The sequence below is a fragment of the Kitasatospora sp. NPDC032757 genome (assembly GCF_055579305.1).
Genome location: NZ_JBVINN010000029.1, coordinates 61,216 through 88,071, shown reverse-complemented (window position 1 = coordinate 88,071; position 26,856 = coordinate 61,216). Strand labels below are relative to the sequence as shown.

Below are 26,856 nucleotides of genomic sequence, written 5' to 3'. Positions count from 1 at the left end.
CACCGGCCGCGAGCATCCTATCGACGCCGTCTCGCCAACCGCCTCCGGGGGCCCGAGGTGTGATCAATCAGGCACGACTGGCCTAGTCGGGTGGGAACCCCGCCCGAAATCGGCACGCAGGGTGAGCGTCCGGTTGCGCTACCGTAGCGGCCCCCTCCCGCACCGACACCCTGCCGAGGCCGCCGTGCCGCTCCGACCGTCCCGCCCGCCCGCCCCCTTCGTCGTCTGCGCCCTGTTGCTCGCGGCGGGCTGCACCACGGTCGGCGGCTCGGCCGACCAGGCCGGGCCCGGGCGCGAGCTGTCCGCCGCCGAGCTGCGGGCGGCCGCGGTGGCCGACGCCGACCTCGGGCCCGGCTACACGGTGACGGTGATGAAGCCCGGTCACGGCGAGACCGGATCGGGCGGCGCACGGGAGACCGCCGACGTGCCCGCCTGTCAGCCGCTGCTGGACGCGGTGACCCCGGCCGCCTCGGTGGGCGGAACCGTGCCCACACCCGGGCCGGGGGATCCGTACGCCGAGACCGATCTGGGCGTGGCACGGGCGGCGGACCCGGAGGGCGGCGTGTACGGAGGGCTGCTCGGCTACCGGGCCGGGCGGGCGGCTCAGCTGCAGGCGGACCTGGAGAAGCTGTTCGGTCCGTGCGCCTCGTTCACCTCCACCGCACCGCCGCCGCCGGCGGACAGGTCACGGAAGGGGGTGCGGACCAGGCACCGGCTGACCCGGGCCGACACGCCCACGCCCGGGGGAGCCGACGCGGCCACCGGGTTCACTCTGACGAATGAATCGGGCTCGGTGGTGCTCTCCCAGCGTGCGGTGGTGGCCCGGGTCGGCCCGGCGCTGGCGGTCTTCACCACGGTGGGCGTCGGCGCGGAGCCGGCCACGGTGCCGGACGAGCGGATCGTCCGGCAGCAGGTGGCCAAGCTCCGCGCCGCGCAGGCGAAGAGGTGAGCCCGGTTCAGCGCGCTCCGGCCTCCGAGTGGGTGGCGACCAGGTGCTCCAGGCGGGTGAGGGCGATCCGGCGCAACTCGTCCGAGGCGATCAGCCGCTCCTCGTCCGGGTCGTTGGCCAGCCGGGTGCGGATCGAGCTGAGCACGGTGTCGAGCATCTCCTCGGGGGCGACGCCCTCCAGGCAGACCACGAAGACGTGCCCGAACCGGGCCTCGTAGGCGGCGTGGGCCGCCCGCAGCGCGGTGTGCGCGGCCTGGCTGCCGGGGGCGCGCATGCCGAGGAGTGGCTGCGGCATCCAGCTCTCGTCCGCCAGCGCCTCGGCCAGGTCGGCCGGGCGCAGGTCGTAGGAGGCCTCGCTGGCGGCGGCCAGCAGGGACTCTATGTCGGGGTAGGGCCGGTGCGCGGTGAGCCGCAGGGCCCAGCGGTGGCTTCCGCAGCAGGCGAGGAGGGCCTCCTCGGCGGCGCCGGCGTCGGCCTCGTTGAAGCGGTGCAACCCGAGGAGGGTCGGCTCGGAGCTGGGATCGAGCCGCTGTGACGGGATGTCGCTGGCCAGCGGGTCCTCCTCGTGAGGGCGGGAAGGTGCCGGTGAAAGGGAGGTGGAGCAGGTGAAATGTCAGACTGCGGGGCGGCGTCCAGCGCCCGCCGGGCAGCGGCTCAACGGTAGTTGAGCAGTCATCAGTTGGGGAGGGCGCACGCGGAATTCATCCGATCGAGCTATCAAGTTGTGACGTTGACACCTCGGTGTCAGTGCCCTCCCCGTCCTCGTCTGCTATTGACGCCGAGCGCTCAGGAGCAGCGCGTCCCGGCCGCCGGCAGCGTGCCCTCGACGAGATAGGCCTGCAGGGCCGCGTCGATGCAGGCGTTGCCCCGGCCGAACGCGCCGTGGCCCTCGCCCACCCGGGTCAGCAGGGTGGCGTTGGCGAAGCCCTTGGCCAGCGCCTCGGCGGAGGCGTACGGGGTGGCCGGGTCGCCGGTGGAGCCGACGACCAGGATCGGGTCGGCGCCCTCGGCGCGGATCGCGTGCGCCTTCTCCGGGGTCTTGAACGGCCAGTAAGCGCAGCCGGGCTCGCTGTAGTCGTCCACCGTGACGCCCCTGGAGAACAGCGGGGCCTCGGCCCGGAGCCTGGCCACGGCCTGCTGGGCGCGCTCGGGGCTCGGGGCGGCGGCGGCGTTGTCGGCGCACCGGATCGCGCCGTTCGCCTCCTCCATCGGGCTGTAGTGGCCCTTCTCGTCGCGGCCGTTGTACTCGTCGGCGAAGGCCAGCAGGACGTCGGGCTTGTTGCCGACCATCGCCCAGCCGAGCGCGTTGCGCAGGTACTGCCAGGTCGTCTTCTCGTCGCCGTAGAGCAGCTCGGTGGTGCCGGTCCAGGCGAGGTCCCGGCCGAGCTTGCGGCCGTCCTTGGCGGTCATCGGGTGGTCGTGCAGGCCGTCGATGAAGTCGGCCGCCTTCTTGGCCGCCTTGGCCGGGTCCTTGCCGAGCGGGCACTCGGAGGCGTGGTTCTCCACGCAGTCGGCGGCGAAGCGCTCGAAGGACTTCTCGAAGCCGACCTGCTGGTCGACGCCGTGGTCGAGCTGGTCCTGGGCGGGGTCGACGGCGCCGTCCAGGATGAGCCGGCCGGCGTTCTTCGGGAACTCCTCGGCATAGACCGCGCCGAGATAGGTGCCGTAGGAGACGCCGAGGTAGTTCAGCTTCTTGTCGCCGACGGCGACGCGCAGGACGTCCAGGTCCCGGGCGGTGTTGCGGGTGCCGACGAAGGGCAGCAGCCGGCCGGACCTGGCCTGGCAGGCCGCGGCGTGCTCGGTGGCGTTCTTGACGTGCTCGGCCTTTCGGGCCGCCGGGTCGAGCGGGTCGTCGGCCTCGTTGCGGGCGTCCATCTGCTGGTCGTCGAAGCAGACGACCGGCGAGCTCTCCCCGGTGCCGCGGGGGTCGAAGCCGATCACGTCGAAGCGGTCGTGCAGGGCGCCGTCGTAGTCCTTGGGGCTGTACTTGACCATCTCGACACCCGAACCGCCCGGGCCGCCCGGGTTGACCATCAGCGAGCCGATCTTCCGGTCCGGCTTGGCGGCCGGCAGCTTGATCAGCGCGATGTCGAGGGCGTCGGTGGCCGGGTTGGCGTAGTCGAGCGGGACGTGCAGCCTGCCGCAGAGCATCCCGGATATGTCGATCTTGGATTTCGCGGCCTGGGGGTCGGCCGGGCAGGCGGCCCAGGCGATCTGCTGGCCGTAGAAGGACTTGAGCGCCGGGTCGTCCGCCCCGGTGGGCTTGGGGGTGGGCGTCGGCGCCGCGGTGGGCGCCGGGGCGGACGCGGCCGGGGAGGTCCCCGCGGCGTGGTCCTGGGCGGGCTTGGCACTGTCGTTGCAGGCGGAGCTGAGGAGCAGGGCGCCGGCCGCGAAGGCGGTCAGCAGAACCCGCGGGCGGGCAGCCCGGAGAGATTTCATCGCACGTATGTATCACTGGGGGTGACACGTCCGATCACGGCCCCCCGCGCTGCCCGCGTCCGGCGTCAGGCCCGGTGGACCTTGTGGTTGGCGGCCTGGGCGCGCGGGCGCACCACCAGCAGGTCGATGTTGACGTGCGAGGGCCGGGTGACCGCCCAGGCGACGGTGTCCGCGACGTCCTCCGAGGTCAGCGGCTCGGCGACGCCCGCGTACACGGCGGCCGCCTTCTCCTCGTCGCCCCGGAACCGGGTGACCGCGAAGCCCTCGGACTTCACCATGCCCGGCGCGATCTCGATCACCCGGATCGGCTCGCCGCACAGCTCCAGCCGCAGCGTGGCCGCGATGGTGTGCGCCGCGTGCTTGGCCGCCACGTAGCCGCCGCCGCCCTCGTACGCGGCCAGCGCGGCGGTGGAGGAGAGCACCAGCACGGTGCCGTCGCCGCTCGCCCGCAGCGCCGGCAGCAGCGCCTGGGTCATGTGCAGCACGCCGAGCACGTTCACCTGGAACATCGCCAGCCAGTCGGCCGGGTCGCCGGTCTCCACCGGCTCCGCGCCGATGGCGCCGCCGGCGTTGTTGACCAGGACGTCCACCCGGCCGATCCCGGCCGCGAAGGCGTCCACGGCGGCCCGGTCGGTGACGTCCAGGGTGTACGCCCGGCCGCCGGTCTCCTTGGCCAGTGCCTCGATCCGGTCGGTCCGGCGGGCGGTCAGCACCACGTCGAAGCCCTCGGCGGCGAGCCGGCGGGCGGTCGCCGCGCCGATTCCGCTGCTCGCACCGGTGACCACGGCCACCTTCTGTTCGGTCATTGCCACTCCTCGGAAGCGTGGGGGTCGGAAGCTCTTCGGTCGCTCACCCGATCATCTCAACGGTGTCGGCGCCGCTCGCCACCGCCTACATTGCGAAGGGACGAGCACACCGCCCCGCCGATCCCCGCGGAGGACACCATGGCAGCCGAGCCACGCCGCACCGAGTCCGGTCTCCCCGTCGAACCGCTCTACGGTCCCGAGGCCCTGGCCGGCTGGGACCCGCAGGAGCGCCTCGGCAGGCCGGGGGAGTACCCGTACACCCGGGGCGTCTACCCGACGATGTACACCGGCCGGCCGTGGACGATGCGCCAGTACGCGGGCTTCGGCACCGCGGCCGAGTCCAACGCCCGCTACCGGCAGCTGATCGCCGGCGGCGGCACCGGCCTCTCGGTCGCCTTCGACCTGCCCACCCAGATGGGCTACGACTCGGACGCCCGGATCGCGTCCGGCGAGGTCGGCAAGGTCGGGGTCGCGATCGACAGCGTCGAGGACATGGGCGTCCTGTTCGACGGCATCCCGCTGGGCGAGGTCTCCACCTCGATGACCATCAACGCGCCCGCGGCCCTGCTGCTGCTCCTCTACCAACTGGTCGGCGAGGCCCAGGGCGTCCCGCCGGCCCGGCTGACCGGCACCGTGCAGAACGACGTCCTGAAGGAGTACATCGCCCGCGGCACCTACATCTTCCCGCCGGTGCCCTCACTGCGGCTGGTCGCCGACGTGTTCCGGTACTGCCGGGCCGAGATCCCCCGCTGGAACACCATCTCGATCTCCGGCTACCACATGGCCGAGGCAGGGGCCGACCCGGCACAGGAGATCGCCTTCACCCTCGCCAACGGCATCGCGTACGTGCGCACCGCCGTCGCGGCCGGCATGGCGGTGGACGACTTCGCGCCGCGGCTCTCCTTCTTCTTCGTGGCCCGTACGACGCTCCTGGAGGAGGTGGCCAAGTTCCGCGCCGCCCGGCGGATCTGGGCCCGTGTCATGCGCGAGGAGTTCGGCGCGAAGGACCCGCGGTCGCAGATGCTCCGCTTCCACACCCAGACCGCGGGGGTGCAGCTGACGGCGCAGCAGCCCGAGGTCAACCTGGTCCGGGTCTCGGTGCAGGCCCTGGCCGCGGTGCTCGGCGGCACCCAGTCGCTGCACACCAACAGCTTCGACGAGGCGATCGCCCTGCCCACCGAGAAGGCCGCCCGGCTGGCGCTGCGCACCCAGCAGGTGCTCGCCTACGAGACCGACGTGACCGCCACCGTCGACCCCTTCGCCGGTTCGTACGTGGTGGAGTCGCTGACCGACGGGGTGGAGGCCGCCGCCCTCGCCCTGATGGCGAGGATCGAGGACCTGGGCGGTGCGGTGGCCGCGATCGAGGCGGGCTACCAGAAGGCCGAGATCGAGCGCACCGCCTACCGCGTCCAGCAGGAGACCGACTCCGGCGAGCGGACGGTCGTCGGCGTCAACCGCTTCCAGCTGGACGCCGAGGAGCCGTACCAGCCGCTGCGGGTGGATCCGGCGATCGAGGCCCGCCAGGCCGGGCGGCTGGCCCGGCTGCGGGCCGGGCGCGACTCCCGGGCGGTCGCCCGCGCGCTCGGCGCGCTGCGCCGGGCGGCCGAGGGGCGGGACAACGTGCTGTACCCGATGAGGGAGGCGTTGGCCGCCCGGGCCACGCTCGGCGAGGTCTGCGACGCGCTGCGCGAGGTGTGGGGGACGTACACGCCGAGCGAGCGGTTCTGAAGGATCGTCACACTGCTGTCACGTGGCGCCCGTGACCCCCGGCGCGGGCGGTCGTTGCACAGGGCACGCAACCCGGGGAAGGCGGCTGAAACGAGATGTCATACCCACCTGCTCGGCCGGTATGCGCCCATCCGGGGACTACTTTCGGGGAAGTCGGGCCAAATCCCCCCAACAGGCCTACTCTTGTTGAGATGAACCGTCCTGACCCCGCCCAGCCGGCCGTCACTCTCACCGCTTCCCGCCCCGCCGCAGACCTGCGGGGCAGGGTCAGAGCGCTGGAGCCCGAGCTGATCGCCTTCCGCCGCGATCTGCACCGGCACCCGGAACTGGGCCGCCAGGAGTTCCGCACCACCGGCCTGCTGCGCGAGCGGCTGACGGCGGCCGGTCTGGCCCCCCGGGTGCTGCCCGGCGGCACCGGCATGACCGTCGACATCGTCCCGGACGGGACCGCGCCCGGCATCGAGTTCCTGGCCTTCCGCGCCGACATCGACGCGCTGCCGATCGACGACGCCAAGACGGACGTGCCCTACCGCTCGACCGTCCCCGGCCGGGCCCACGCCTGCGGCCACGACGTGCACACCTCGGTGGTGCTGGGCACCGCCCTGGTGCTGGCGGAGGCCGCCCGCACCGGCGAGCTGCGGCGCCCGGTCCGGCTCGTCTTCCAGCCGGCCGAGGAGGTCATGCCGGGCGGGGCGCTGGACGTGATCAACGCCGGCGGGATGGACGGCGTCGGCCGGATCTTCGCGGTGCACTGCGACCCCAAGGTCGAGGCCGGCCGGATCGGACTGCGCACCGGGGCGATCACCTCGGCCTGCGACCGGCTGGTGCTCCACCTGGACGGCCCCGGCGGCCACACCGCCCGCCCGCACCTGACCACCGACCTGGTGACCGCGATCGCGCGGATGGCCGCGGACCTGCCGGCCGCGCTGGGCCGCCGGATGGACCCGCGCTGGGGCGTCAGCCTGGTCTGGGGCCGGATCGCCTCCGGCTCCGCCCCCAACGTGATCCCGCAGCACGCCGAGCTGGAGGGCACCGTCCGCTGCCTGGAGCTGGACGGCTGGCGCGAGGCGCCGGACCTGCTGCACGAGCTGATCGCCAAGCTGGCCGAGACCTACCGGGCCAAGTGGACGCTCGACTATCACCGCGGGGTGCCGCCGGTGGTGAACGAGGCGGTCTCGGTGGGCCTGCTGGAGGCCGCCATGACGGCCCGGTTCGGGCAGGACGGCCGTCAGGTGGTGGAGGACACCGAGCAGAGCCTGGGCGGCGAGGACTTCTCCTGGTACCTGGAGCACGCCCCGGGCGCGCTGGCCCGCCTCGGCGTCCGCGCCCCCGGTGATGCCACCGTGCGTGACCTGCACCAGGGCCGGTTCGACGTGGACGAGCGGGCGATCGGGATCGGCGTGGAGCTGTTCGCGGCGCTGGCGCTGGACGCGGGGGCGGACGTGCGGCCGGCGGAAGGGGCGTAGGTCTCGCCGGCGGAAGGGCCGTAGGTCTCACCGGTGCCCGGTTTGTCGGAATTCAGGCTTTACATCCGGTTACGTAAACTGGGCCGGGCCAGTTCCGATCACCTGTGCGTGAGGAAGAGGGGCGCCGGGAGGGTTGTCAGACCACGGTTTGATAACAACCCGAATGCTCCGGCGGCCCGTAACCCAACCGTGTTCTACGCGCGTTACGGTGGCGTCCGACCACGCTAATCGGGTGCGTGTGAGAAGGAGATACTCCCTTGCGCCGTTCAACTAAGCTCGCCGCGGTTGTGCTCTCGGGTTCCCTGGGCATTGCCTCGCTCGCCGCTTGCGGCGCAAAGAGCAACGACACCAACGCCTCCTCGGGCGCATCCGAGGGCAGCCTGAAGGTCGGTATGGCCTACGACATCGGCGGCCGTGGCGACCAGTCGTTCAACGACTCCGCCGCCCGCGGTCTCGACAAGGCCAAGGCCGACCTGGGCGTCGCCGTCACCGAGGCCGACGCCAAGACCGGTGAGGCCGAGGCCGACAAGGAGACCCGGCTCAAGAACCTGGTCACCTCCGGGTACAACCCGATCATCGCCGTCGGCTTCGTGTACCAGGCCGCGGTCGAGAAGGTCGCCAAGGAGAACCCGAACACCAAGTTCGCGATCATCGACTCGGCCTCCGACACCCAGCCCAGCAACGTCACCTCGCTGACGTTCTCGGAGCAGGAGGGCTCGTACCTGGCCGGTGTGGCCGCCGCCCTCAAGTCGAAGGCCAAGCACGTCGGCTTCATCGGCGGTGTGCAGTCCGAGCTGATCAAGAAGTTCGAGGCCGGTTACGTCGCGGGTGTGAAGTCCGTCGACCCGAACATCGCGATCGAGACCACCTACCTGACCACGCCCCCGGACTTCTCCGGCTTCAACTCGCCCGACAAGGGCAAGGAGGCCGCGCAGGGCCAGCTGGACAAGGGTGCGGACGTCATCTACTCCGCCGCCGGCTCCTCCGGCAACGGCGCCATCGAGGCCGTCTCCAACAAGCAGGGTGCGTACGCCATCGGCGTCGACTCCGACCAGGCCGCCCAGCCGGCCCTGGCGAAGTACAAGAACAGCATCCTCACCTCGATGGTGAAGAACGTCGACAAGGCCGTCTACGCCTACATCGAGTCGGTCAAGAAGGGCTCCCCCTTCACCGGTGTGAAGAACTTCGACCTGAAGGCCGACGGCGTCTCGCTCGCCACCACCGGCGGCAAGATCGACGACATCAAGGGCAAGCTCGACGAGGCCTCCAAGGCGATCACCTCGGGTGCCACCACCGTTCCGACCGCGCCCGCCAAGTAAGGACGCAGCGGGACGTCGCTGCCGCTGCCACCTGCCCGGCAGCGCAATGATTGACACAGCATCAGGGAGGGGCCCGGCAGGGTGCGCTCAGTGCGCACCCCCGGGCCCCGTCCTGTACCTCACCGTTTTTTCTTGGCCCTCCAGCGCAACGACGCGCCTCCAGACCACCAGGAGATCGCCATCACCGCATCCGACCCCGCCCTCAGCAAGGGCGGTACCCCCAGCGCGGGGACGGCGACACCGGCCGTCGAACTGCGCGGCATCACCAAGCGCTTCCCCGGCGTCGTGGCCAACCACGACATCAACCTCACCGTCCGCACCGGCACCGTGCACGCCCTCATGGGTGAGAACGGCGCCGGCAAGTCGACGCTGATGAAGATCCTCTACGGCATGCAGAAGCCGGACGAGGGCACCATCGCGATCAACGGCGAACTGTGCGAGTTCAACACCCCGGGTGACGCGATCGCGCGCGGCATCGGCATGGTGCACCAGCACTTCATGCTCGCCGACAACCTCACCGTCTGGGAGAACGTCGTCCTCGGCGGCGAGAAGCTCCACGGCATCGGTGCCAAGGCGAAGGCGAAGATCAAGGAGATCTCCGACCAGTACGGTCTGGGCGTGCGCCCGGACGTCCTGGTCGAGGACCTCGGCGTCGCCGACCGCCAGCGCGTCGAGATCCTCAAGGTGCTCTACCGCGGCGCCAAGATCCTGATCCTCGACGAGCCCACCGCCGTGCTGGTTCCGCAGGAGGTCGACGCGCTCTTCGACAACCTGCGCGAGCTCAAGGCCGAGGGCGTCACCGTCATCTTCATCTCGCACAAGCTGCACGAGGTGCTCTCGGTGGCGGACGCGATCAGCGTCATCCGGCGCGGCACCACGGTCGGCGACGCCGACCCGGGCAACGTCACCGCGCGCCAGCTCGCCGAGATGATGGTCGGCGCCGAGCTGCCCTCCCCGGAGAGCCGCGAGTCCACCGTCACCACCAACGCGATGCTCGACGTCGAGGCCCTGCGGATCGCCAAGACCGACGCCGAGGGCATCGAGCGCGTGGTGCTGGACGACATCTCGCTGCGCATCCACAAGGGCGAGATCCTCGGCATCGCCGGCGTCGAGGGCAACGGCCAGGCCGAACTGGTCGAGGCCATCATGGGCATGCTCCCGCTGGACGGCGGGACGATCACCCTGGACGGCAAGGACCTCTCCGGCTCGCTCACCCGGGCCCGCCGCGAGGCCGGCATCGGCTACATCCCCGAGGACCGCCACCGGCACGGCCTGCTGCTGGAGGCCCCGCTCTGGGAGAACCGGATCCTCGGCCACGTCACCGAGGCCCCGAACTCCAAGGGCGTGCTGCTCGACCCGGCCGGTGCCCGCAAGGACACCCAGCGGATCGTCGAGGAGTTCGACGTCCGCACCCCCGGCATCGAGGTCACCGCGGCGTCGCTCTCCGGCGGCAACCAGCAGAAGCTGATCATCGGCCGCGAGATGAGCCATGACCCCAAGCTGCTGATCGCCGCCCACCCCACCCGTGGTGTGGACGTCGGCGCGCAGGCGCAGATCTGGGAGCACATCCGGGTCGCCCAGCGGGCCGGCCTGGCCGTCCTGCTGATCTCGGCCGACCTGGACGAGCTGATCGGCCTCTCCGACACCATCCGGGTGATCTACCGCGGCCGTCTGGTCGCCGACGCCGACCCGGCCACCGTCACCGCCGAGGACCTGGGTACCGCGATGACCGGTGCGGCCCGCGGCCACATCGAGTCCGACGCCGATGCGGTGGACCAGTTCCACGCGCTCAGCGCGGAGGGCACCGAGGCTGCCGCAGCCGAGGACGGCACTCCGTCCGACACCCCCACCGACACCGCCGACCCGCAGGCGGGGGAGTAGCCACATGACCAGTCCCAACCCCGCCGCCAAGCGCACCTTCGCGCAGCGGTTCGACGGCGAGAAGATCGTGCTCGCCCTCGCAGCTCCGGTGCTCGCCGTGCTGTTCTCCGTGGCGATCTGCTCGGTGCTGCTGGCGACCTCCGGCAAGAACCCGTTCGACGCGTGGAACGTGATGATCACGTTCGCCACCAAGTCGGACGGGCAGGTGCTGATCCTCAACCGGGCCACCACCTACTACCTGGCCGCCGCGGCCGCCGCCTTCGGCTTCCGGATGAACCTCTTCAACATCGGTGTCGAGGGCCAGTACCGGGTCGCGGCGCTGTTCACGGCCTTCGTCGGCAGCCAGCTCGACCTGCCGTCGTTCATCCAGATCCCGCTGCTGCTGATCACCGCCATGCTGGTCGGTGGCCTGTACGCGAGCATCGCCGGTCTGCTGAAGGTCTTCCGCGGCGTCAGCGAGGTCATCTCGACCATCATGCTGAACGCCATCTCGATCGCCATCGTCGGTCTGCTGCTCGTCCCCGGCATCTTCGCGCCGGAGAAGAGCGGTACCAGCAACTCGATCCAGACCGCCCCGGTCTCGGAGTCCAGCCACTTCTTCGCGATCAACACCGACGGTGGGCCGCTCTACGGCTTCCTCTTCCTCGCGATCGTGGTCGGCGTGGCCTTCCAGTTCACCCTGACCCGCACCCGCTTCGGCTTCGACCTGCGCGCCACCGGCCGCTCGGAGTCCGCGGCCAGCGCGTCCGGCGTGAACGTCAAGCGCATGATCATCATCTCCATGGCGGTCTCCGGTGCGCTGGCCGGTCTGATCGGCCTGCCCGAGCTGCTGCAGAACTCGTACTACTTCGGCCAGAGCTTCCAGCAGAACCTCGGCTTCCTGGGTATCTCGGTCGCCCTGCTGGGCCGCAACAGCCCGATCGGCATGGTCTTCTCGGCGCTGCTGTTCTCCTTCCTGGACACCACCGGCTCGGTACTGCCGAACCAGGGCGGATTCCCGTTCGAGATCGTCCCGGTCATGCAGGGCACCATCGTCATCTGCGTCGTCGTCGCGTACGAGCTGGTGCGCCGCTACGGCCTCAAGCGCCAGCAGCAGAAGGTCGGCGCCGAGCTCGCCGCCCAGGCCGCGGCCAACGTCAAGAAGGAGGTGTCCGCATGAGCACGGCCACCGCTGTTCGCGCGAAGGCGCCGGGCGCTCCCGCCAAGAAGCGCAAGCTGTCCTGGCCGGTGGTGCTGCTGCTGATCGCGGGCACCCTGGTCCTCTTCTCCGCCGTGGGCATGGCCACCGGCAACCACTCGCTTACCTCCTCCGGGCAGGTCACCGCCGCGCTCAGCGCCGCCGTGCCGATCGGCATGGCCGGTCTGGGCGGTCTCTGGTCCGAGCGGTCCGGTGTGGTCAACATCGGCCTCGAAGGCATGATGGTCGCCGGCACCTTCTGCGGCGCCTGGGGCGGCTACCTGGTCAGCCCGTGGTTCGGCCTGGTGGCCGGCATGATCGGCGGTGCGCTCGGCGGTCTGCTGCACGCCGTCATCACGGTGACCTTCGGCGTCGACCACATCGTCTCCGGTGTCGGTATCAACCTGCTGATCCCCGGCATCTGCGCCTACGTCAACCGGATCTACTACAAGGACTACATCTCCGTCGGTGCCGGGGCGAACCAGTCCCCGCCGGCCGATCCGCTGCCGTACATGACCATCCCCGGCCTCTCCTCGTGGCTGAAGGACATCGAGACCAACCACTGGTTCCTGGTCTCCGACGTCGCGGGTGTGGTCGGCGGCCTGGTCACCAACATCTCGGTGGTCGTGCTGCTGGCCGGCGCGCTGATCGTGGCCAGCTACTTCGCCCTCTGGCGCACCGTGTTCGGCCTGCGCCTGCGCTCCTGCGGTGAGAACCCGACCGCGGCCGAGTCGCTGGGCGTCAACGTCTACAAGTACAAGTACCTCGCGGTCATCGCCTCCGGCGCCTTCGCGGGCCTCGGCGGCGCGTACCTCTCGCTGGTCGCGGCGCACTTCTACAAGGACGGCCAGACCAACGGCCGAGGCTTCATCGGCCTCGCGGCGATGATCTTCGGCAACTGGATGCCCGGCGGCCTCGCCATGGGCGCCGGCCTGTTCGGCTTCACCGACAGCCTCCAGCTGCGCGACCCGGGGTCGGTGCACGTGCTGATCCTGGTCGTCGCGATCGCGATGCTCCTGCTGGCGCTCTGGAACGTCTACCGCCGGAAGCTGACCTCCGCGGTCATCACGTTCGTGGTCTCCGGCGGCCTCTTCGTCTGGTACGCGACCACCGACGAGGTGCAGCGTCCGCTGATCGTGGCCACGCCGTACGTGATCACCCTGGTGGTGCTCTCGCTGGCCTCGCAGCGGCTGCGGCCGCCGAAGGCCGACGGCCAGATCTACCGCAAGGGTCAGGGCAAGTGACGTCCGCGGCCCCGGAGGTCGACTGGGAGGCGCTGCGCGCGGCGGCGCGGGAGGCGATGACCCACGCCTACGCCCCGTACAGCAAGTTCCCGGTGGGCGCGGCCGCCCTGGTGGCCGACGGCCGGGTGGTCACCGGCTGCAACGTGGAGAACGCCTCGTACGGGCTCGGCCTCTGCGCCGAGTGCGGCCTGGTCTCCGCGCTGTACGCGAGCGGCGGCGGCCGGCTGACCGCGTTCACCTGTGTGGACGGGGACGGCCGACTGCTGATGCCGTGCGGGCGCTGCCGCCAGCTGCTGTACGAGCACGGCGGGCCGGAACTGCTGATCGAGCTGCCGTCCGGCGTGAAGCCGATGAGCGAGGTCCTGCCCGACGCGTTCGGGCCGGAGCGGCTCTAGTCTTTGCCTTTGTTACGCGCGTAGAGTGTCGCGAGTGGGCCACAATCCGGCCCACCCGCGACACTCTTCGCTTTTCACAGCTTTCCAGAGCTTCCCGAAGCTCTTTCGAACCCCTCCGGTAGCAATGGAGCAGCCATGGACGCCATCTCCGTCATCAGGACCAAGCGCGACCGCGGAGAGCTGAGCGACGCTCAGATCGACTGGGTCATCGACGCCTACACCCGCGGCGACGTCGCCGACGAGCAGATGTCCGCCCTGGCCATGGCCATCCTGCTCAACGGCATGAACCTGCGCGAGATCAGCCGCTGGACCGACGCGATGATCCGCTCCGGCGTCCGGATGGACTTCTCCTCGCTGGCCCAGCCCACCAGCGACAAGCACTCCACCGGCGGCGTCGGCGACAAGATCACCCTGCCGCTCGCCCCGCTCGTCGCCGCCTGCGGCGCGTCCGTCCCGCAGCTCTCCGGCCGCGGCCTCGGCCACACCGGCGGCACCCTCGACAAGCTGGAGTCCATCCCCGGCTGGCGCGCCCTGCTCTCCAACGAGGAGATGCTCCAGGTGCTGCACGACACCGGCGCGGTGATCTGTGCGGCCGGCGACGGCCTCGCCCCCGCCGACAAGAAGCTGTACGCGCTGCGCGACGTCACCGGAACGGTCGAGGCGATCCCGCTGATCGCCTCCTCGATCATGTCCAAGAAGATCGCCGAGGGCACCGGCGCGCTGGTCCTGGACGTCAAGGTCGGCTCCGGCGCCTTCATGAAGAACCTGGACAACGCCCGCGAGCTGGCCCGCACCATGGTCGGCCTCGGCACCTCGGCCGGCGTCAACACCGTCGCCCTGCTCACCGACATGTCCACCCCGCTCGGCCTCACCGCGGGCAACGCGCTGGAGGTCCGCGAGTCCGTCGAGGTGCTGGCCGGCGGCGGCCCCGCCGACGTCGTCGAGCTGACCCTCGCCCTGGCCCGCGAGATGCTCGCCGCGGCCGGCGTGCACGGCAAGGACCCGGCCGACGCCCTGCGCGACGGCTCCGCGATGGACCACTGGCGCCGCATGATCGCCGCCCAGGGCGGCGACGTCGACGCCCCGCTGCCGGTCGCCCGCGAGCAGCACGTCATCCCCGCCCCGGCCTCGGGCGTCCTCACCACGCTGGACGCGTACGCCGTCGGCGTGTGCGCCTGGCGCCTCGGCGCCGGCCGCGCCCGCAAGGAGGACCCGGTGCAGGCCGGCGCCGGCGTCGAGATGCACGCCAAGCCCGGCGACACCGTGGTGGCGGGCCAGCCCCTGCTGACCCTGCACACCGACACCCCCGAGCGCTACGACTACGCCATCGAGGCCCTCGCCGGCGGCATCGAGGTCTCCCCGGCCGGTACGGCGTTCACCCCGAACCCGATCGTGCTGGACCGGATCGCCTGATCATCCGTCCTGCGCACGTACGGCCGGTCAGGCGTACGTGCGCAGGACGCTGGTGTCGTGAGATCGTCATGACGATCTCGCCGTCGGCGATCTCGATCTTCCCTGTCCCCGGCACCTGCGGCAGCTGATCCGCGATCTCACGCAACCGGCGCGGACAGCAGGATCGATGCTCATGGCCCGGAGCATCTCGGAGGCCGCCGACCGTCGGGGTGCTCGTCACCCGGCCGCGGCGAGGGCGATCTTCAGGAACTCCTCGGGGGCCTCGCGGACGAGGTCGTGGCCGACGGGGAGGGTGTGGACGGTCCAGGCGGGGTCGGTGCGGACGCGGTCGACGGTCTCCAGGAACGGGGTGTCCTCGAAGCGCTCGGCGTGGATGTAGACGCGGCGGGTGACGCTCTCGGCCGCGCCGGTGAGGGTGACCGGCTGGAACAGGCTGGCCAGCGGGTGGACGGTGGCACGCGGGTCGAGGAAGGGGCTCAGGCCGACCACGGTGGAGCCGTTGCCCGCCGCGGCGCCGGCCAGGTAGCGCTGCTTCCAGACCTCGTTGACGATCCGGTAGGCCGACTCGCCGCTGCGCGGCACGAAGGCGTCCGCGTACACCAGCGCCCCGATCCGCTCCGGCGCCCGGTCGGCCACCCCGGAGAGGACCATCCCGCCGTAGCTGTGCCCGACCAGCACCACGTCGGTCAGCTGCTCGGCCTCCAGCGTCGCCAGCACGTCCTGGATGTGGGTGTCCAGGTTGACCGCCGCGTTGTTCAGGTGCCCGCGCTCGCTCACCCCGGTCAGCGTCAGGGGGTGGACGTCGTGCCCGGCCGCCCGCAGCCCGTCGGTGAGGGGCCGGTACCACCAGGCGCCGTGCAGCATGCCGGGGACGAGGACGAAGGTGGCCATGTCGGGTTCCTCTGGTCGGTCTGGCGGGACGAGGGGAAAACTACGGCGGATACCTGACACCCTGCGTCAGGTATCCGCCGTGAGGTGCCGTCAGTGGACGGCCCGGACGCTGCGGCGGGCGGTGTGGGCCTGCCGGGTGGCGTAGAGGGTGACGCCCGCGGCGAGGGTCATGGCGGTGAGGCCGACGGCGGCCGCGCCGGGCCAGCCGGTGGAGTGGTAGGCGTCGGCGCCGGCCGTCCCGCCCAGGCTGTTGCCCAGGTAGTAGGCGATCAGGTAGAGCGCGGAGGCCTGGGCGCGGCCCTCGGTGGCGGTGCGGCCGACCGCCGAGGAGGCGGTGGCGTGGCCGGCGAAGAAGCCGGCGGTGATCAGGACCAGGCCGAGCAGGGCGCAGAGCAGCGAGCCGGCCAGGGAGAGCAGCAGGCCGGCGGCGGTCACGCCGATGGAGACGTAGAGGGCGCCGCGGCGGCCGAGGCGCCCGGAGAGGCGGCCGGCGGCGGCCGAGGTGCCGGTGCCGACCAGGTAGACCACGAAGATCGAGGCGGCGACCGACTCCGGCAGGTGGAACGGCGCGGAGATCAGGCGGTAGCCGACGGTGTTGTAGACCGCGCCGAACACGGCCATGAAGAGCAGCCCGAGCGCGTACAGCCGGACCAGCAGCGGGTTGCTCAGGTGGCGGCCGACGGTGCGGGCGAGGGCGCGGGCGTCCACCGGGGCCGGGGTGAAGTGGCGCGCGGCGGGGATCAGCAGCCGGAAGGCCAGCGCGGCGAGCAGGGCGAGCGCGGCGGAGGCGGCGAGGCCCCAGCGCCAGCCGAAGCCGGCGGCCACCCAGCCGGAGACCAGCCTGCCGCCCATGCCGCCGATGCTGTTGCCCGCGACGTACAGGCCCATCGCGGAGGCGAGCGCGCTGGGGTGGACCTCCTCGGCGAGGTAGGCCATCGCGGTGGCGGGCAGCCCGGCGAGTGCGGCGCCCTGGAGGACGCGGAGGACGACCAGGGTGGTGAGGTCCGGGGCGAACGGCAGGGCCAGCGCGAGGGCGGAGGCGGCGAGCGTGGAGGCCGTCATCACCGCGGTGCGCCCGTAGCGGTCGGAGAGCGCGCTGGCCGGCAGCAGGGCGAGGGCGAGGCCGAGGGTGGCGGCGGAGGCCGTCCAGCTGGCCTGGCCGGGGGTGAGGTCGAGGTCGGCCGAGAGGACCGGCAGCAGGCCCTGGGTGGAGTAGAGGAGGACGAAGGTCGCGATACCGGCGGCGAAGAGCGCGAGGTTGGCGCGGCGGAAGGCGCGCTGCCCGGGGCGGTGGCGGTCGTCGCGGTGGCGGCCGTCGGTGCCGGCGGGGAGTGGGGACGGCTGGGCGAGGGCATCCGGAGTGGCCACGGATGCCCCGGTACTGGAGGGCTGCATGACGTCGACGTTAGGACTGCGCCGCTGATGCGTCCAATGCATGATCCATCGATAATGCATGCGTCAGGGTATGAGCAGAGGTCGTCGAGGTGAGGGCGGGGAAGAGTGACGGAGGGAACGGGCGGTACCGTGGGGTTCGAGCTCCCGCACCGGCTGGCCGAGCTGGGCCCGGAGCTGCCGGCCGTCCAACTGGCGCCCCGGCTGGCCCAGTTCGCGGCGGTGGCTCGGCTGGAGCACGTGACGCAGGCGGCCGCGGTGCTGGGCATGCCGCAGCCGACGCTGTCCCGGGCGGTGGCCCGGCTGGAGGCCGAGCTGGGCGTGGACCTGCTGGCCCGTCAGGGGCGGACGGTCCGGCTGACGCGGGCCGGCCGGCTGCTGCTGGCCTCGGTGGAGCGGGCGCTGGCCGAGGTCGAGCGCGGCGCCGAGGCGGCCCGGGCGGAGGCGGACCCGGCGGCCGGGCGGGTGGCGTTCGGCTTTCTGCACACGATGGGGACGGACGCGGTGCCGGCGCTGCTGCGGGGCTTCCGGGCGGCGCACCCGCAGGTGCGGTTCCAGCTGGTGCAGGACTACGTCGGCGCGATGCTGGAGCGGCTGCGCGCCGGTGAGCTGGACCTCTGCCTGGTCGCCCCGGTGCCGGACGACGATCCGGCGCTGGTGGCCCGCCCGCTGGACGAGCAGCGGCTGCACCTGGTGGTTCCGGCCGACCACCGGCTGGCCCGGCGGCGGCGGATCCGGCTGGCGGAGGTGGCGGACGACCCCTTCGTCGGGCTGGAGCGCGGGTACGGGCTGCGGGCGATCACCGACGGGTTCTGCGCGGAGGCCGGTTTCGTGCCGCGGATCGCGTTCGAGGGGGAGGAGGCGGAGACGCTGCGGGGGCTGGTCGCGGCCGGGCTGGGGGTGGCGCTGCTGCCGCCCGCGCTGGTGCCGCGGCCCGGGGTGGTGGAGTTGGAGGTGACGGCGCCGCGGACCAGGCGGGCGATCGGCCTGGCGTGGGCGGCGGGCCGGCCGATGACCCCGCCGGTGGCGGCGTTCCGGGACTTCGTGCTGTCCCGGCGCGGGCGGTTGCTGCAGCACGACTGAGGGTCGGTCGCCGCAGCACACCCGAGGGCCGGGTGCGGCAAACGCCCGAGGGCCGGGTGCGGCAACACGCCCGAGGGCCGGGCGGCGTCGCGGACGGGGCCGGACGGCGTGGTTCACCTAGGGCCGGACGGCTCGGCCTGCGAGGGTGGCGCGGCGCGGCTCGCCCCTTCGGTGGAATTCAGGGTGCACATTGGCCGAACCGGCCGTGTGGGGTGTGGCCTGTCTACGCGCGTAGGAGCTACACTCCCGCAATGGAGAACCAGATCCCCGTCACCACCGTGGGCACCGGCCCCCGGATCCCCACGCCCGACCAGATCGCCCGCGCCCCGAAGGTGCTCCTGCACGACCACCTCGACGGCGGGCTCCGGCCCGAGACCATCGTCGAGCTGGCCGCCGCGGTCGGCTACGAGGGCCTGCCCACCACGGACCCGAAGGCACTCGGCGAGTGGTTCCGCGAGGCCGCCGACTCCGGCTCGCTGGTCCGCTACCTGGAGACCTTCGCGCACACCTGCGCCGTCATGCAGACCCGCGAGGCCCTGATCAAGGTCGCCGCCGACTGCGCCGAGGACCTGGCCGCCGACGGCGTCGTCTACGCCGAGGTCCGCTACGCCCCCGAGCAGCACCTGGAGGCCGGCCTCACCCTCGACGAGGTCGTCGAGGCCGTCCAGGAGGGCTTCCGCCTCGGCGAGGCCAACGCCCGCGCCGCCGGCCACCGCATCCGGATCGGCACCCTGATCACCGCGATGCGCCACGCCGCGCGCTCGCAGGAGATCGCCGAGCTGGCCAACCGCCACCGCGACCAGGGCGTCGTCGGCTTCGACATCGCCGGCGCCGAGGCGGGCTACCCTCCCACCCGCCACCAGGCCGCCTTCGACTACCTCAAGGGCGAGAACAACCACTTCACGATCCACGCGGGCGAGGCGTTCGGCCTGCCGTCGATCTGGGAGGCCCTGCAGTGCTGCGGCGCCGACCGGCTCGGCCACGGTGTCCGCATCGTCGACGACATCACGGTGAACGAGGACGGCAGCGTCGAGCTCGGCCGGCTGGCCGCGTACGTGCGCGACAAGCGCATCCCGCTGGAGATGTGCCCGACCTCCAACCTCCAGACCGCGGCGGCCACCTCGTACGCCGAGCACCCGATCGGGCTGCTCAGCAGGCTGAAGTTCCGGGTGACGGTCAACACCGACAACCGGCTGATGAGCGGCACCAGCATGAGCCTCGAGTTCGGGCACCTGGTGGAGGCGTTCGGCTACACGCTGGGCGACATGGAGTGGTTCACGGTGAACGCGATGAAGTCGGCGTTCCTGCCGTTCGACGAGCGGCTGGCGATGATCAACGACGTGATCAAGCCGGGCTACGCCGAGCTCAAGGCCGAGTGGCTGTTCAGCGCCGGCGCCTGAGAGCGTGCGATGGGGTCGGATGAACGCCTTTGTCCCGTAAGGGCGTTGGCGTTCATCTGACTTACCGCTCGTGTGGGTTAACCGCCTTTGATCCTCGTGCGATCCAATCACTACGGTGTGCCAGTCATCGCCGACCGGCCGTGGCGGCGGAACCCGCCGCCTGCCGTGAATGTCGGCCACCGACGAGGATCCAAGGGGACGAACATGAAGCAGGCCAGTCTCAAGGCCGCCGGCACCGCCGTGCTCGGCATCGCCATCGCGGCGGTCGGCGTCGGCAGCGCGTCCGCCGACCCCGCCGCCGCCGGCGGCCTCGGGCTTCCCACCGGCGCGGTGAACAACCCCGCCGTCACCGGCGCCGTCGTCGACACCGCGAGCAAGCTGCCAGCCGGTGACAAGGTCGCCGGCACCCTCGGCACCCTCAGCCCGAGCGTCGGCCAGGCCGCCGCCCCGGCCGGCGACGCCACCCGCGCCGGTGTGCCGAGCGTCCCGGGCCTGGGCAAGACCCCGATCGGCGGGCTGACCCAGGCCCTCCCGCTGCCCGGCCTCGGCGGCTGACGCTCCCGCAGGCCGAACGGGCCGTCCGCGCACCCGGTGATCCCGGGGCGCGGACGGCCCGTTCGGCGTTCCGGGCGCCGGTTCACGGCTCCTGGGGCAGCACCAGCCAGAGCGCCAGATAGATCAGGAACTGCGGGCCGGGCAGCAGGCAGGAGGCCAGGAAGATGATCCGGACGGTCCAGGGCGTCAGGCCGAAGCGCTCGGCGATCCCGGCGCAGACGCCGGCGATGACGCGGTTGTGACGGGGGCGGGCGAGGCGGCTCATGACGTACTCCGTGGTCTTCGCGCCTGGTCCGGTCCCTCCGGTCGGCGTACTTCCATGCTCCGCCCCGCCCGCCGCCGAATCCTCACACCGGACGACGATCCCGACCCCGGTGTTCCTCACCGGGAGGGAGTACCCGTTCTAGGGGTTCTCCTCGGGGGCACCCCGGAGGAGAACCCGGCCGGAGGGGGAGCCGGTGGGCCCGCCACCTGCGCGGGAACGGCTTCAGGGCTTGCCCTTGGAGAGGAAGAGGGTCACGGAGGCGTTCGGGGCGACCATGGTGCCGGTGGCGGGCTCGGTGTTGATGGCGGAGCCGGCGGGGACCTTCCAGTCGGTGAACAGGTGGGTCTCGACGTGCAGGCCGAGGGCGGCGAGGACCCGCACGGCGTCGGCCTCGGGGAGGCCGACGACGGGGGGGACGACGACCCGCTCCGTGCCGGTGGCGGCCGTGGCGGGGGAGGGCTGCCCCTGGCCCCCGGTGGCGGAGGCGGTGGGGGCCGAGGCGGACTCCCCCCGGCCGGTGGTCGCGGTGGCGGTGGGCATGGGGGCGGACGCGGCCGTGGGGACGCCGGGCACGGCCGGGGCGAGCGGGCGGGGCGGGGCGGGGTCGGGGCCGTGGAGGAGGAAGGCGCTGGTGGCGATGACGGCGACGGCCGCCGCCGAGGCCGCGCCGGCGAGGACGCCCCGCCGGCGGCGCGTGCGGCGGAGGATGGCGGGGGCGTCGAAGACGGGGGCGGGGGCGGAGCCGGCGTAGCTGTCCATGGCCTGGAGGAGGTCCCTTTTCAGATCGGGGTCGAGGTCGGTGTCGTCGGTCGTCATCGCGCACCTTCGGGGGTCGGCCGGGCGGCGGCGGTGCGGAGTTTGGCGAGTCCGCGGGCCAGTTGGGAGCGCACGGCGCCGGGGGTGATGTTCAGGACGTCGGCGATCTGGCGGTCGTCCAGGTCGTGCAGGTAGGAGAGGACGACCACGCTGCGCATCCCGATCGGGAGGGCGTGCAGTGCGTGGATCAGCTCGTCGCGAAGGTCGACGCTGCCGTACGGGTCGCTGCCCGGGTCGGCGAGCGCGTCGAGGTCGGACTCGACGCGCAGGCCGTTGCGGGTGAGCCGGCGCCAGCGGTCGTTGGCGAGGTTGACGACGATCCGGCGGACGTACGCCTCCGGAGAGTCGGTGGCGGCGACGCGCTTCCAGTGGCGGCAGGCCTTCTCCAGCGCCTCCTGGAGCAGGTCCTCGGCGAGGTGGCGGTCACCGGTCAGCAGGTAGGCCGTGCGGAAGAGGGCGGCGGAGCGCCGGTGCACGAAGTCGGCGAAGCCGATCTGCGGGTCGGCCGGGGTGCCGGTGCGCCGTCGTAGCCTCACCGGGTGGTGCCGGTGGGTGCGCTGTCGGTCATGGGGTTCCTCCTCGGCGTGTTCCTGCCCCCAAGACGGCGGGTGGGCGCCGCCTGCTGCACGGGGGCCGCGGAAGTGGCCGGCGTCACACCCGGGGCCGGGAGTCCGCGTGGGGGGAGCCGATTGCGCGAGGGTTCGGGCCCGGCCTACTCGTCTCCCTCAACGCGTCGAGGGAGACGAGTACCTCGCCGCGCCCGACGGGCTCCGGTTCACCGAGATCCGGACGCCGAAGGTGGTCTCCTCGGCGACCGAGTCCGGCGCCGACCTCTTCGACCAGTCGCCGCCGTTCTTCGAGCAGGCCATGGTCGGCGTCTTCGAGCGCGTCTACGAGACCGGGCCGGTCTTCCGCGCCGAACCGCACGACACCGCACGTCACCGGGGGCAGTACACCAGCCTCGACGCCGAACTCGGCTTCATCACCGACCACCGCGGTGATGGCCGTGCTCCGCAGGGCCGTCGCCGGGATGCTGGAGGCCGTCGCCACCCGTGCCGCGAGCGCCGTCGAGCTCCTGGAGGTCAAGCTGCCCGCCGTGCCGGCCGAGATCACGCAGATCCACTTCGCCGAGGCGATGCGGCTGCTCGGCACCGACGAGCCGGACCTCGCGCCCGCGCAGGAACGGTGGCTCAGCGAGTGGGCGCTGCGCGAGCACGGCAGCGAGTTCCTCTTCGTGGTCGGCTACCCGATGCGCAAGCGGCCGTTCTACACCCACCCGGAGCCGGGCCGGCCGGAGTACTCCAACAGCTTCGACCTGCTCTTCCGCGGGCTCGAACTGGTCACCGGCGGCCAGCGCCTGCACCGTCACGAGGACTACCTCGCCGCGCTCGCGGCCCGGGGCGAGCCGGCCGAACCGTACGCCGCCTACCTGCGCTCCTTCGCCCACGCATGCCCCCGCACGGCGGCTTCGCCCTCGGGCTGGAGCGGTGGACGGCACGGCTGACGGGGGCGGACAACGTCCGCCGCACCACGCTCTTCCCCCGCGACCTGCACCGGCTCACGCCCTGATCCGCGCGCCGGGGCCGCGGCTTCGTGCCGCGGCCCCGGTGCAACGGCCGGAGCGCCTCCGCGGGACACCGCGCCCGGCGGCGTGGCGGGGACTCCCCGCCCTGACGGGGCAGGTCAGCCGGCCGGGTACTGCGGGGCCTGCGGCGCCTGCGGCGCCTGGGGGTACTGCGGGGCCTGGGGCTGTCCGGGCTGGGCGACCGGGGCGGCAGGGGCACCCTGCGGCGGGACGGGCGCCGACTGGGCGTACGGGTTGTACTGGGCGTCGGGCTGCTGCGGGGCGTTCGGGTCGTACTGCGCGTTGGGGTTGTACGGCATGTTCGGGTTGTACGGCGCGGCCGGGACTGGCTGCGGGGCCGGCGCGCTGCGGGCCAGCAGCGCCTTCACCGCGTTGGCTATCAGCAGCAGCGGCAGGATGAACGCCTGGAAGAACATGCGGTACTCGCCGCCCTCGAAGACGAACGCCAGGTAGTACGCGTAGCCGGCGAACGCCATACCGGCCAGCACGTTGATGACGCGCCAGCCGCCGCTCAGGCCGCCACCGAGGTTGATGGCGCCGAGGACGACCATCGCGATGCCGCTGATCGCCAGCAGGACGACGTACCAGGAGAAGAGCGGCTCGGCGCTGAAGTCGAGATTCACTGAGGCATTCCTGTGGGGAGTGAGGAAGAACTGCTGATGGGGACGAGTGCGCACAGTACTGGAACGCGCCGACATCCGTCCCCGCCTTTTCGTCACGGAGTCATTGCTGAATCCCCACCACACCCGTGGTTGGGTGGGCGGATGACTGACTATGAGGTCCTTCGTGTCTTTTGCGGCCCCGACGGTGCGCACGGCAACGAACTCGGCGTGGTCCGCGACGGCGCCGCCGTCCCCGGCGAGGCGGACCGGCTGGCGTTCGCGTGCGAACTCGGCTTCAGCGAGACCGTCTTCGTGGACGACGCCGGGAGCGGCGCGATCGACATCTACACGCCCGGGGTCCGCCTCCCCTTCGCCGGCCACCCGTGCGTCGGCGCGGCCTGGCTGCTCGGCGCGGACCGGCTGGTCACCGCCGCCGGCGTGGTCGGCGTGCGCCACGACGGCGAGTTCACCCGGATCGCGGCGCGCCCGGAGTGGGCTCCGGCGCGGACGACTCGGCAGTACGGCTCGGCCGCGGAGGTGGACGCCCTGGAGGTGCCGCCGCCGGGCGAGTGGATCTACGCCTGGGCCTGGCAGGACGAGTCGGCCGGCACCGTCCGGGCGCGGGCCTTCCCGGGCCGCGGCGACGGGATCGACGAGGACGAGGCGACCGGTGCCGCCGCCCTGCTGCTGACCGCCGAGCTGGGCCGCGACCTGACGATCACCCAGGGGCTCGGCTCGCAGATCGCCACGGCGGTGCGGGCCGGCGGCCTGATCGAGGTCGGTGGCCGGGTCCGCACGGCCGGGTGGTCGGGCGGCCGGTAGCCGGGTGGTCGGGCGGCGGAGGACCGGGCGGCCGAGGGCGGGGTGGGGGCGGGCGTGACCCCTCAGCGGCCGGAGGAGGAGACCGTCTCCGCGTAGACGGCGGCCGGTGCGGCCGGGGCCGGGCGCGGGGTTGCCGGGGGCGCGGGCGCCGGGCGGCGGGTGGTGTGGAGGGCGAGCGAGCGGGAGGCGGGCACCAGGGCCAGGTGGGTGGCGGCCACGCCGGCGACGGCGAACAGGATGTGGTCGACGTCCAGGACGTGCCCGGGGGTCCAGGAGGAGAGGAACTCCAGCGCGGTGGCCAGCAGCGCCGAGGCGCCGGTGGTGCGGAGGAAGGACGGCAGCCAGGGGGCCCGGATCCGGCCGCCGGCCAGCGGGAGCAGCACGCCGAGCGGGGCCAGCAGCAGCAGTTCGCCGAGGACCTGCCCGGCGGTGGAGAAGCGGAGCGAGGCCAGCGGCGTCAGGTTGGCGTCGTAGACCCACGCGACCGGCAGGGGTCTCAGCACGAGCCAGCCGGCCAGCACCAGGTGGAGGGTGAGTCCCAGGAGGCCCGCCATGCGGAGGGAACGGTGGACGGCCGCCGCCGGCCCGGTCTCGGTCCGCACGCCGGAACGCTCGTCGCGTGTCCTGGTGCCATCTCGCTGCACGCGGGGAAGGACGTGAGCCGGTGGCGCGGCGGTTCCACGGCGGGCGTGAACATTCCGGCGCACGCCCGCGAGGCCGCCGGAACCGGCCCCGCAGGGTCAGCGGCAGGTCGCGGACACCGGGGCCGACGGCGTCGGCAGCGCGCTGAACGGGTTGTCCGCCGGCGAGGCGGAGACGACGGACGGCGAGGGCGACGGCTTCGCGCCCGCCTTGGCCGAGGCGTGAGCCGCGGGCGCCGTCGGCCCGGCGGGCGAGGACGTGGGCAGCGCGGTGGGTATCTGCGGCGCGGTCGGGCAGGCGGTCCGGCTGGCCGGCGCGCCCGCGTCCACCGGCACGGGGGTCGGGCGGATCCCGCAGCCGGTGGCGAGCGCGAGCAGCAGCACCGCGCCGACGGCGCAGCAGGCGGGAAGACGGAATGAACGGGCGCTCACTGCGCACTCTCCTCGGAAGCGGCGGCCGGCGGGGAAGGCGGGGTCAACGGCAGCGTCAGTGTGAACACCGCCCCCACCTCCCCGTTGGCGGCCGTGATCGTCCCCCCGTGGATCTGTGCGTTGGCCATCGCGATCGACAGGCCCAGCCCGCTGCCCTCCGAACGCGCCCGCCCCTTGTCGGCCTTGTAGAACCGGTCGAAGACGTGCGGCAGCACGTCCTCGGGAATGCCGGGACCGCTGTCCGAGACCTCCACCGTGATGGCGTCGTCCGACTCGCGGACCTTCACCCGCACCGGCGAGCCGCCGTGCTTGAGGGCGTTGCCGATCAGGTTGGCGAAGACGACGTCCAGCCGGCGTGGGTCGACGACGGCCCGGACGCCGCGCGGGGCGTCCAGCTCGACCGCGTCGTACCAGGCCCGGCCGTCGATGCAGGACATGATCAGGTCGGCGATGTCCACCTCGTCGGCGACCAGCTTGGCGGTGCCGGCGTCGAAGCGGGTCACCTCCATCAGGTTCTCCACCAGGTCGGAGAGGCGCCTCGTCTCGCTGACCACCAGCCGCACCGCCGGTTCTATCATCGGGTCCAGCGACTCGGCCTCGTCCTCCAGGATGTCGGTGACGGCGGTCATCGCGGTCAGCGGGGTGCGCAGCTCGTGCGACATGTCGGCGACGAACCGCCGGCTCTGTGCCTCGCGCGCGCTCAGCTCCTCGACCTGCTCGTGGAGCGACTCCGCGGTGCGGTTGAACGTCCTTGCCAGGTCGGCGAGTTCGTCCGACCCCTCGACCTCCAGGCGGGTGTCCAGGTGGCCCTCGCCGAGCTGCCGGGCGGCCTCGCCGAGGCGCTTGACCGGGCGCAGCACCGTCGCGGACGCGGCCTGGGCGAGCAGCGCCGAACCGATCAGCGCCAGCAGCGTGGCGATGGCCAGCGACCAGCCGAGCGTGTTGAGGTCGGCCCGCTCGTTCTCCAGCGACTTGAACATGTACGCGGTCGGGCCGGTCGGCACCACCTTGGTGCCGCCGATGACGTACGGCCGGCCCTCCAGGTTCTGCCGCTGCCAGTACAGGTGGTACGGGTACGGGTTGCTCTCGGTGATGTCGCGCGGCTTGGCGACGATGTCCTGCAGCTTGGCCGGGACGTTGGCGAGCGTGTAGCGCGTCGGGTCCGAGGACGCGGTGCACTCCGGGTGGGCGGTGTCGGTGACCACCACCTCGTAACTGAGCCCGGAGCTGGCGACGTTGGAGGCGAGCTGGGCCAGTTCGGCGCAGGTGGCGTTCAACGGCAGTTCGGAGACGTTGCGGCTGAGCGAGACCCGGAAGTCGTTGAGCGCGGTGTCCTGGGCACGCTTGAGGACGGCGTCCCGGTTGAGCCAGTAGGCGATGCCGGAGGCCGAGACGGCGGTGAGCAGCGCGACCGCGGCGAACACCGCGATCAGCCGCACCCGCAGGGAGCGCAGCCGCCGCCACGGGCCCGAGGAGAACCGGCGGGTCGTCGTCTGATGGTCAGTCACGGGAGCCTGTCGTTGCGAACCGGAGGATCAGAAGATCGGAGGGGATA

Annotated in this window: 25 protein-coding genes and 2 pseudogenes; 15 read left to right on the top strand and 12 right to left on the bottom strand. The window is 72.5% G+C overall.

Annotated features, from left to right (window positions below):
* Positions 1-184 precede the first annotated feature (184 nt).
* Complete coding sequence (locus tag ACZ5WK_RS27410; RefSeq protein WP_465551053.1) at positions 185-949, top strand: hypothetical protein; 765 nt, start codon at positions 185-187, stop codon at positions 947-949.
* Between the two features lie 7 nt (positions 950-956).
* Here the strand turns inward: ACZ5WK_RS27410 and ACZ5WK_RS27405 are convergent, their stop codons facing one another.
* From ACZ5WK_RS27405 to ACZ5WK_RS27395, 3 genes are all read right to left on the bottom strand, one after another.
* On the bottom strand, positions 957-1,442 hold the full coding sequence (locus tag ACZ5WK_RS27405) for a 2-oxo-4-hydroxy-4-carboxy-5-ureidoimidazoline decarboxylase (RefSeq protein WP_396321384.1): 486 nt from the start codon (positions 1,440-1,442) through the stop codon (positions 957-959).
* A gap of 293 nt (positions 1,443-1,735) precedes the next feature.
* Complete coding sequence (locus tag ACZ5WK_RS27400) at positions 1,736-3,388, bottom strand: alpha/beta hydrolase (RefSeq protein ID WP_465551050.1); 1,653 nt, start codon at positions 3,386-3,388, stop codon at positions 1,736-1,738.
* 65 nt (positions 3,389-3,453) lie between these two features.
* On the bottom strand, positions 3,454-4,194 hold the full coding sequence (locus ACZ5WK_RS27395) for an SDR family oxidoreductase (RefSeq protein ID WP_405360095.1): 741 nt from the start codon (positions 4,192-4,194) through the stop codon (positions 3,454-3,456).
* Positions 4,195-4,332: 138 nt separating this feature from the next.
* Between ACZ5WK_RS27395 and ACZ5WK_RS27390 the strand changes: the two genes are divergently transcribed.
* The 8 genes from ACZ5WK_RS27390 to ACZ5WK_RS27355 all read left to right on the top strand — a co-directional run bounded on the left by ACZ5WK_RS27390 (position 4,333) and on the right by ACZ5WK_RS27355 (position 14,817).
* A complete protein-coding gene (locus ACZ5WK_RS27390) occupies positions 4,333-5,922 on the top strand; it encodes an acyl-CoA mutase large subunit family protein (RefSeq protein ID WP_465551048.1) in 1,590 nt (529 codons plus the stop codon).
* Positions 5,923-6,113: 191 nt separating this feature from the next.
* The gene (locus ACZ5WK_RS27385) at positions 6,114-7,388 is read left to right on the top strand and encodes an amidohydrolase (protein WP_465551046.1); all 1,275 of its coding nucleotides are present in this window, start codon (positions 6,114-6,116) and stop codon (positions 7,386-7,388) included.
* Between the two features lie 257 nt (positions 7,389-7,645).
* The gene (locus ACZ5WK_RS27380) at positions 7,646-8,707 is read left to right on the top strand and encodes a BMP family lipoprotein (RefSeq protein WP_465551044.1); all 1,062 of its coding nucleotides are present in this window, start codon (positions 7,646-7,648) and stop codon (positions 8,705-8,707) included.
* A 339-nt stretch (positions 8,708-9,046) separates the two neighbouring features.
* Positions 9,047-10,588: an ABC transporter ATP-binding protein gene (locus ACZ5WK_RS27375; RefSeq protein WP_465551097.1), complete on the top strand. Its 1,542-nt coding sequence runs from the start codon at positions 9,047-9,049 to the stop codon at positions 10,586-10,588.
* A 4-nt stretch (positions 10,589-10,592) separates the two neighbouring features.
* Entirely contained in the window at positions 10,593-11,747 is a 1,155-nt protein-coding gene (locus ACZ5WK_RS27370) for an ABC transporter permease (protein ID WP_465551042.1), read from the top strand.
* Positions 11,744-13,009 carry an ABC transporter permease gene (locus tag ACZ5WK_RS27365; RefSeq protein ID WP_465551040.1) on the top strand — a complete coding sequence of 422 codons (1,266 nt, stop codon included), beginning with the start codon at positions 11,744-11,746 and terminating at the stop codon, positions 13,007-13,009. Before ACZ5WK_RS27370 ends, ACZ5WK_RS27365 begins: the two co-directional genes overlap by 4 nt.
* Complete coding sequence (locus ACZ5WK_RS27360) at positions 13,006-13,404, top strand: cytidine deaminase (RefSeq protein ID WP_396321376.1); 399 nt, start codon at positions 13,006-13,008, stop codon at positions 13,402-13,404. The genes ACZ5WK_RS27365 and ACZ5WK_RS27360 overlap by 4 nt, the downstream gene beginning before the upstream one ends.
* A gap of 135 nt (positions 13,405-13,539) precedes the next feature.
* Entirely contained in the window at positions 13,540-14,817 is a 1,278-nt protein-coding gene (locus ACZ5WK_RS27355) for a thymidine phosphorylase (protein ID WP_396321375.1), read from the top strand.
* 216 nt (positions 14,818-15,033) lie between these two features.
* Here ACZ5WK_RS27355 and ACZ5WK_RS27350 read toward each other — a convergent pair whose 3' ends face one another.
* Both ACZ5WK_RS27350 and ACZ5WK_RS27345 read right to left on the bottom strand, forming a co-directional pair.
* The gene (locus ACZ5WK_RS27350) at positions 15,034-15,708 is read right to left on the bottom strand and encodes an alpha/beta fold hydrolase (RefSeq protein WP_465551037.1); all 675 of its coding nucleotides are present in this window, start codon (positions 15,706-15,708) and stop codon (positions 15,034-15,036) included.
* 90 nt (positions 15,709-15,798) lie between these two features.
* A complete protein-coding gene (locus tag ACZ5WK_RS27345) occupies positions 15,799-17,103 on the bottom strand; it encodes an MFS transporter (protein ID WP_465551035.1) in 1,305 nt (434 codons plus the stop codon).
* A 129-nt stretch (positions 17,104-17,232) separates the two neighbouring features.
* Between ACZ5WK_RS27345 and ACZ5WK_RS27340 the strand changes: the two genes are divergently transcribed.
* From ACZ5WK_RS27340 to ACZ5WK_RS27330, 3 genes are all read left to right on the top strand, one after another.
* Entirely contained in the window at positions 17,233-18,183 is a 951-nt protein-coding gene (locus ACZ5WK_RS27340) for a LysR family transcriptional regulator (RefSeq protein WP_465551033.1), read from the top strand.
* Between the two features lie 251 nt (positions 18,184-18,434).
* Positions 18,435-19,583 carry an adenosine deaminase gene (locus ACZ5WK_RS27335; RefSeq protein ID WP_465551031.1) on the top strand — a complete coding sequence of 383 codons (1,149 nt, stop codon included), beginning with the start codon at positions 18,435-18,437 and terminating at the stop codon, positions 19,581-19,583.
* 204 nt (positions 19,584-19,787) lie between these two features.
* On the top strand, positions 19,788-20,138 hold the full coding sequence (locus ACZ5WK_RS27330) for a hypothetical protein (protein ID WP_465551029.1): 351 nt from the start codon (positions 19,788-19,790) through the stop codon (positions 20,136-20,138).
* A gap of 82 nt (positions 20,139-20,220) precedes the next feature.
* Here ACZ5WK_RS27330 and ACZ5WK_RS27325 read toward each other — a convergent pair whose 3' ends face one another.
* The 3 genes from ACZ5WK_RS27325 to ACZ5WK_RS27315 form a co-directional block, all read right to left on the bottom strand.
* Positions 20,221-20,403: a PspC domain-containing protein gene (locus ACZ5WK_RS27325; protein WP_396321369.1), complete on the bottom strand. Its 183-nt coding sequence runs from the start codon at positions 20,401-20,403 to the stop codon at positions 20,221-20,223.
* 222 nt (positions 20,404-20,625) lie between these two features.
* Positions 20,626-21,219, bottom strand: a complete 594-nt coding sequence (locus ACZ5WK_RS27320) for a PASTA domain-containing protein (protein WP_465551027.1) — start codon at positions 21,217-21,219, stop codon at positions 20,626-20,628.
* Positions 21,216-21,713: a SigE family RNA polymerase sigma factor gene (locus ACZ5WK_RS27315; protein WP_465551095.1), complete on the bottom strand. Its 498-nt coding sequence runs from the start codon at positions 21,711-21,713 to the stop codon at positions 21,216-21,218. Before ACZ5WK_RS27315 ends, ACZ5WK_RS27320 begins: the two co-directional genes overlap by 4 nt.
* On the opposite strand from ACZ5WK_RS27315, the pseudogene ACZ5WK_RS27310 reads away from it, so the two are divergent.
* Together ACZ5WK_RS27310 and ACZ5WK_RS27305 are read left to right on the top strand one after the other, a co-directional pair.
* Positions 21,664-22,152, top strand: a pseudogene (locus tag ACZ5WK_RS27310) (amino acid--tRNA ligase-related protein); the annotation flags it as partial. The gene ACZ5WK_RS27315 and the pseudogene ACZ5WK_RS27310 sit on opposite strands and share 50 nt — an antisense overlap.
* A gap of 67 nt (positions 22,153-22,219) precedes the next feature.
* Positions 22,220-22,788, top strand: a pseudogene (locus ACZ5WK_RS27305) (amino acid--tRNA ligase-related protein).
* Between the two features lie 114 nt (positions 22,789-22,902).
* Here the strand turns inward: ACZ5WK_RS27305 and ACZ5WK_RS27300 are convergent.
* Positions 22,903-23,427, bottom strand: coding sequence for a hypothetical protein (locus ACZ5WK_RS27300; protein WP_465551025.1), 525 nt, complete (start codon positions 23,425-23,427; stop codon positions 22,903-22,905).
* 141 nt (positions 23,428-23,568) lie between these two features.
* On the opposite strand from ACZ5WK_RS27300, the gene ACZ5WK_RS27295 reads away from it, so the two are divergent.
* Positions 23,569-24,228, top strand: coding sequence for a PhzF family phenazine biosynthesis protein (locus ACZ5WK_RS27295; protein ID WP_465551023.1), 660 nt, complete (start codon positions 23,569-23,571; stop codon positions 24,226-24,228).
* Positions 24,229-24,290: 62 nt separating this feature from the next.
* Here the strand turns inward: ACZ5WK_RS27295 and ACZ5WK_RS27290 are convergent, their stop codons facing one another.
* The 3 genes from ACZ5WK_RS27290 to ACZ5WK_RS27280 form a co-directional block, all read right to left on the bottom strand.
* Positions 24,291-24,830 (bottom strand): VanZ family protein, encoded by a 540-nt coding sequence (locus tag ACZ5WK_RS27290; protein ID WP_465551021.1) that lies wholly within the window; start codon positions 24,828-24,830, stop codon positions 24,291-24,293.
* Positions 24,831-24,968: 138 nt separating this feature from the next.
* Entirely contained in the window at positions 24,969-25,301 is a 333-nt protein-coding gene (locus tag ACZ5WK_RS27285) for a hypothetical protein (protein ID WP_465551019.1), read from the bottom strand.
* Positions 25,298-26,809, bottom strand: coding sequence for an ATP-binding protein (locus tag ACZ5WK_RS27280; protein ID WP_465551017.1), 1,512 nt, complete (start codon positions 26,807-26,809; stop codon positions 25,298-25,300). Before ACZ5WK_RS27280 ends, ACZ5WK_RS27285 begins: the two co-directional genes overlap by 4 nt.
* Between the last annotated feature and the right edge of the window lie 47 nt (positions 26,810-26,856).

What these genes read in the sequence shown, in the direction of transcription:
- ACZ5WK_RS27385 (WP_465551046.1), top strand. Translation starts at nt 6,114, where the DNA reads ATGAACCGTCCTGACCCCGCCCAGCCGGCCGTCACTCTCACCGCTTCC.
- ACZ5WK_RS27295 (WP_465551023.1), top strand. Translation starts at nt 23,569, where the DNA reads ATGACTGACTATGAGGTCCTTCGTGTCTTTTGCGGCCCCGACGGTGCG.
- ACZ5WK_RS27375 (WP_465551097.1), top strand. Translation starts at nt 9,047, where the DNA reads ATGGGTGAGAACGGCGCCGGCAAGTCGACGCTGATGAAGATCCTCTAC.
- ACZ5WK_RS27365 (WP_465551040.1), top strand. Translation starts at nt 11,744, where the DNA reads ATGAGCACGGCCACCGCTGTTCGCGCGAAGGCGCCGGGCGCTCCCGCC.
- ACZ5WK_RS27325 (WP_396321369.1), bottom strand. Translation starts at nt 20,403, where the DNA reads ATGAGCCGCCTCGCCCGCCCCCGTCACAACCGCGTCATCGCCGGCGTC.
- ACZ5WK_RS27355 (WP_396321375.1), top strand. Translation starts at nt 13,540, where the DNA reads ATGGACGCCATCTCCGTCATCAGGACCAAGCGCGACCGCGGAGAGCTG.
- ACZ5WK_RS27330 (WP_465551029.1), top strand. Translation starts at nt 19,788, where the DNA reads ATGAAGCAGGCCAGTCTCAAGGCCGCCGGCACCGCCGTGCTCGGCATC.
- ACZ5WK_RS27390 (WP_465551048.1), top strand. Translation starts at nt 4,333, where the DNA reads ATGGCAGCCGAGCCACGCCGCACCGAGTCCGGTCTCCCCGTCGAACCG.
- ACZ5WK_RS27320 (WP_465551027.1), bottom strand. Translation starts at nt 21,219, where the DNA reads ATGACGACCGACGACACCGACCTCGACCCCGATCTGAAAAGGGACCTC.
- ACZ5WK_RS27370 (WP_465551042.1), top strand. Translation starts at nt 10,593, where the DNA reads ATGACCAGTCCCAACCCCGCCGCCAAGCGCACCTTCGCGCAGCGGTTC.
- ACZ5WK_RS27335 (WP_465551031.1), top strand. Translation starts at nt 18,435, where the DNA reads ATGGAGAACCAGATCCCCGTCACCACCGTGGGCACCGGCCCCCGGATC.
- ACZ5WK_RS27400 (WP_465551050.1), bottom strand. Translation starts at nt 3,388, where the DNA reads ATGAAATCTCTCCGGGCTGCCCGCCCGCGGGTTCTGCTGACCGCCTTC.
- ACZ5WK_RS27345 (WP_465551035.1), bottom strand. Translation starts at nt 17,103, where the DNA reads ATGCAGCCCTCCAGTACCGGGGCATCCGTGGCCACTCCGGATGCCCTC.
- ACZ5WK_RS27395 (WP_405360095.1), bottom strand. Translation starts at nt 4,194, where the DNA reads ATGACCGAACAGAAGGTGGCCGTGGTCACCGGTGCGAGCAGCGGAATC.
- ACZ5WK_RS27350 (WP_465551037.1), bottom strand. Translation starts at nt 15,708, where the DNA reads ATGGCCACCTTCGTCCTCGTCCCCGGCATGCTGCACGGCGCCTGGTGG.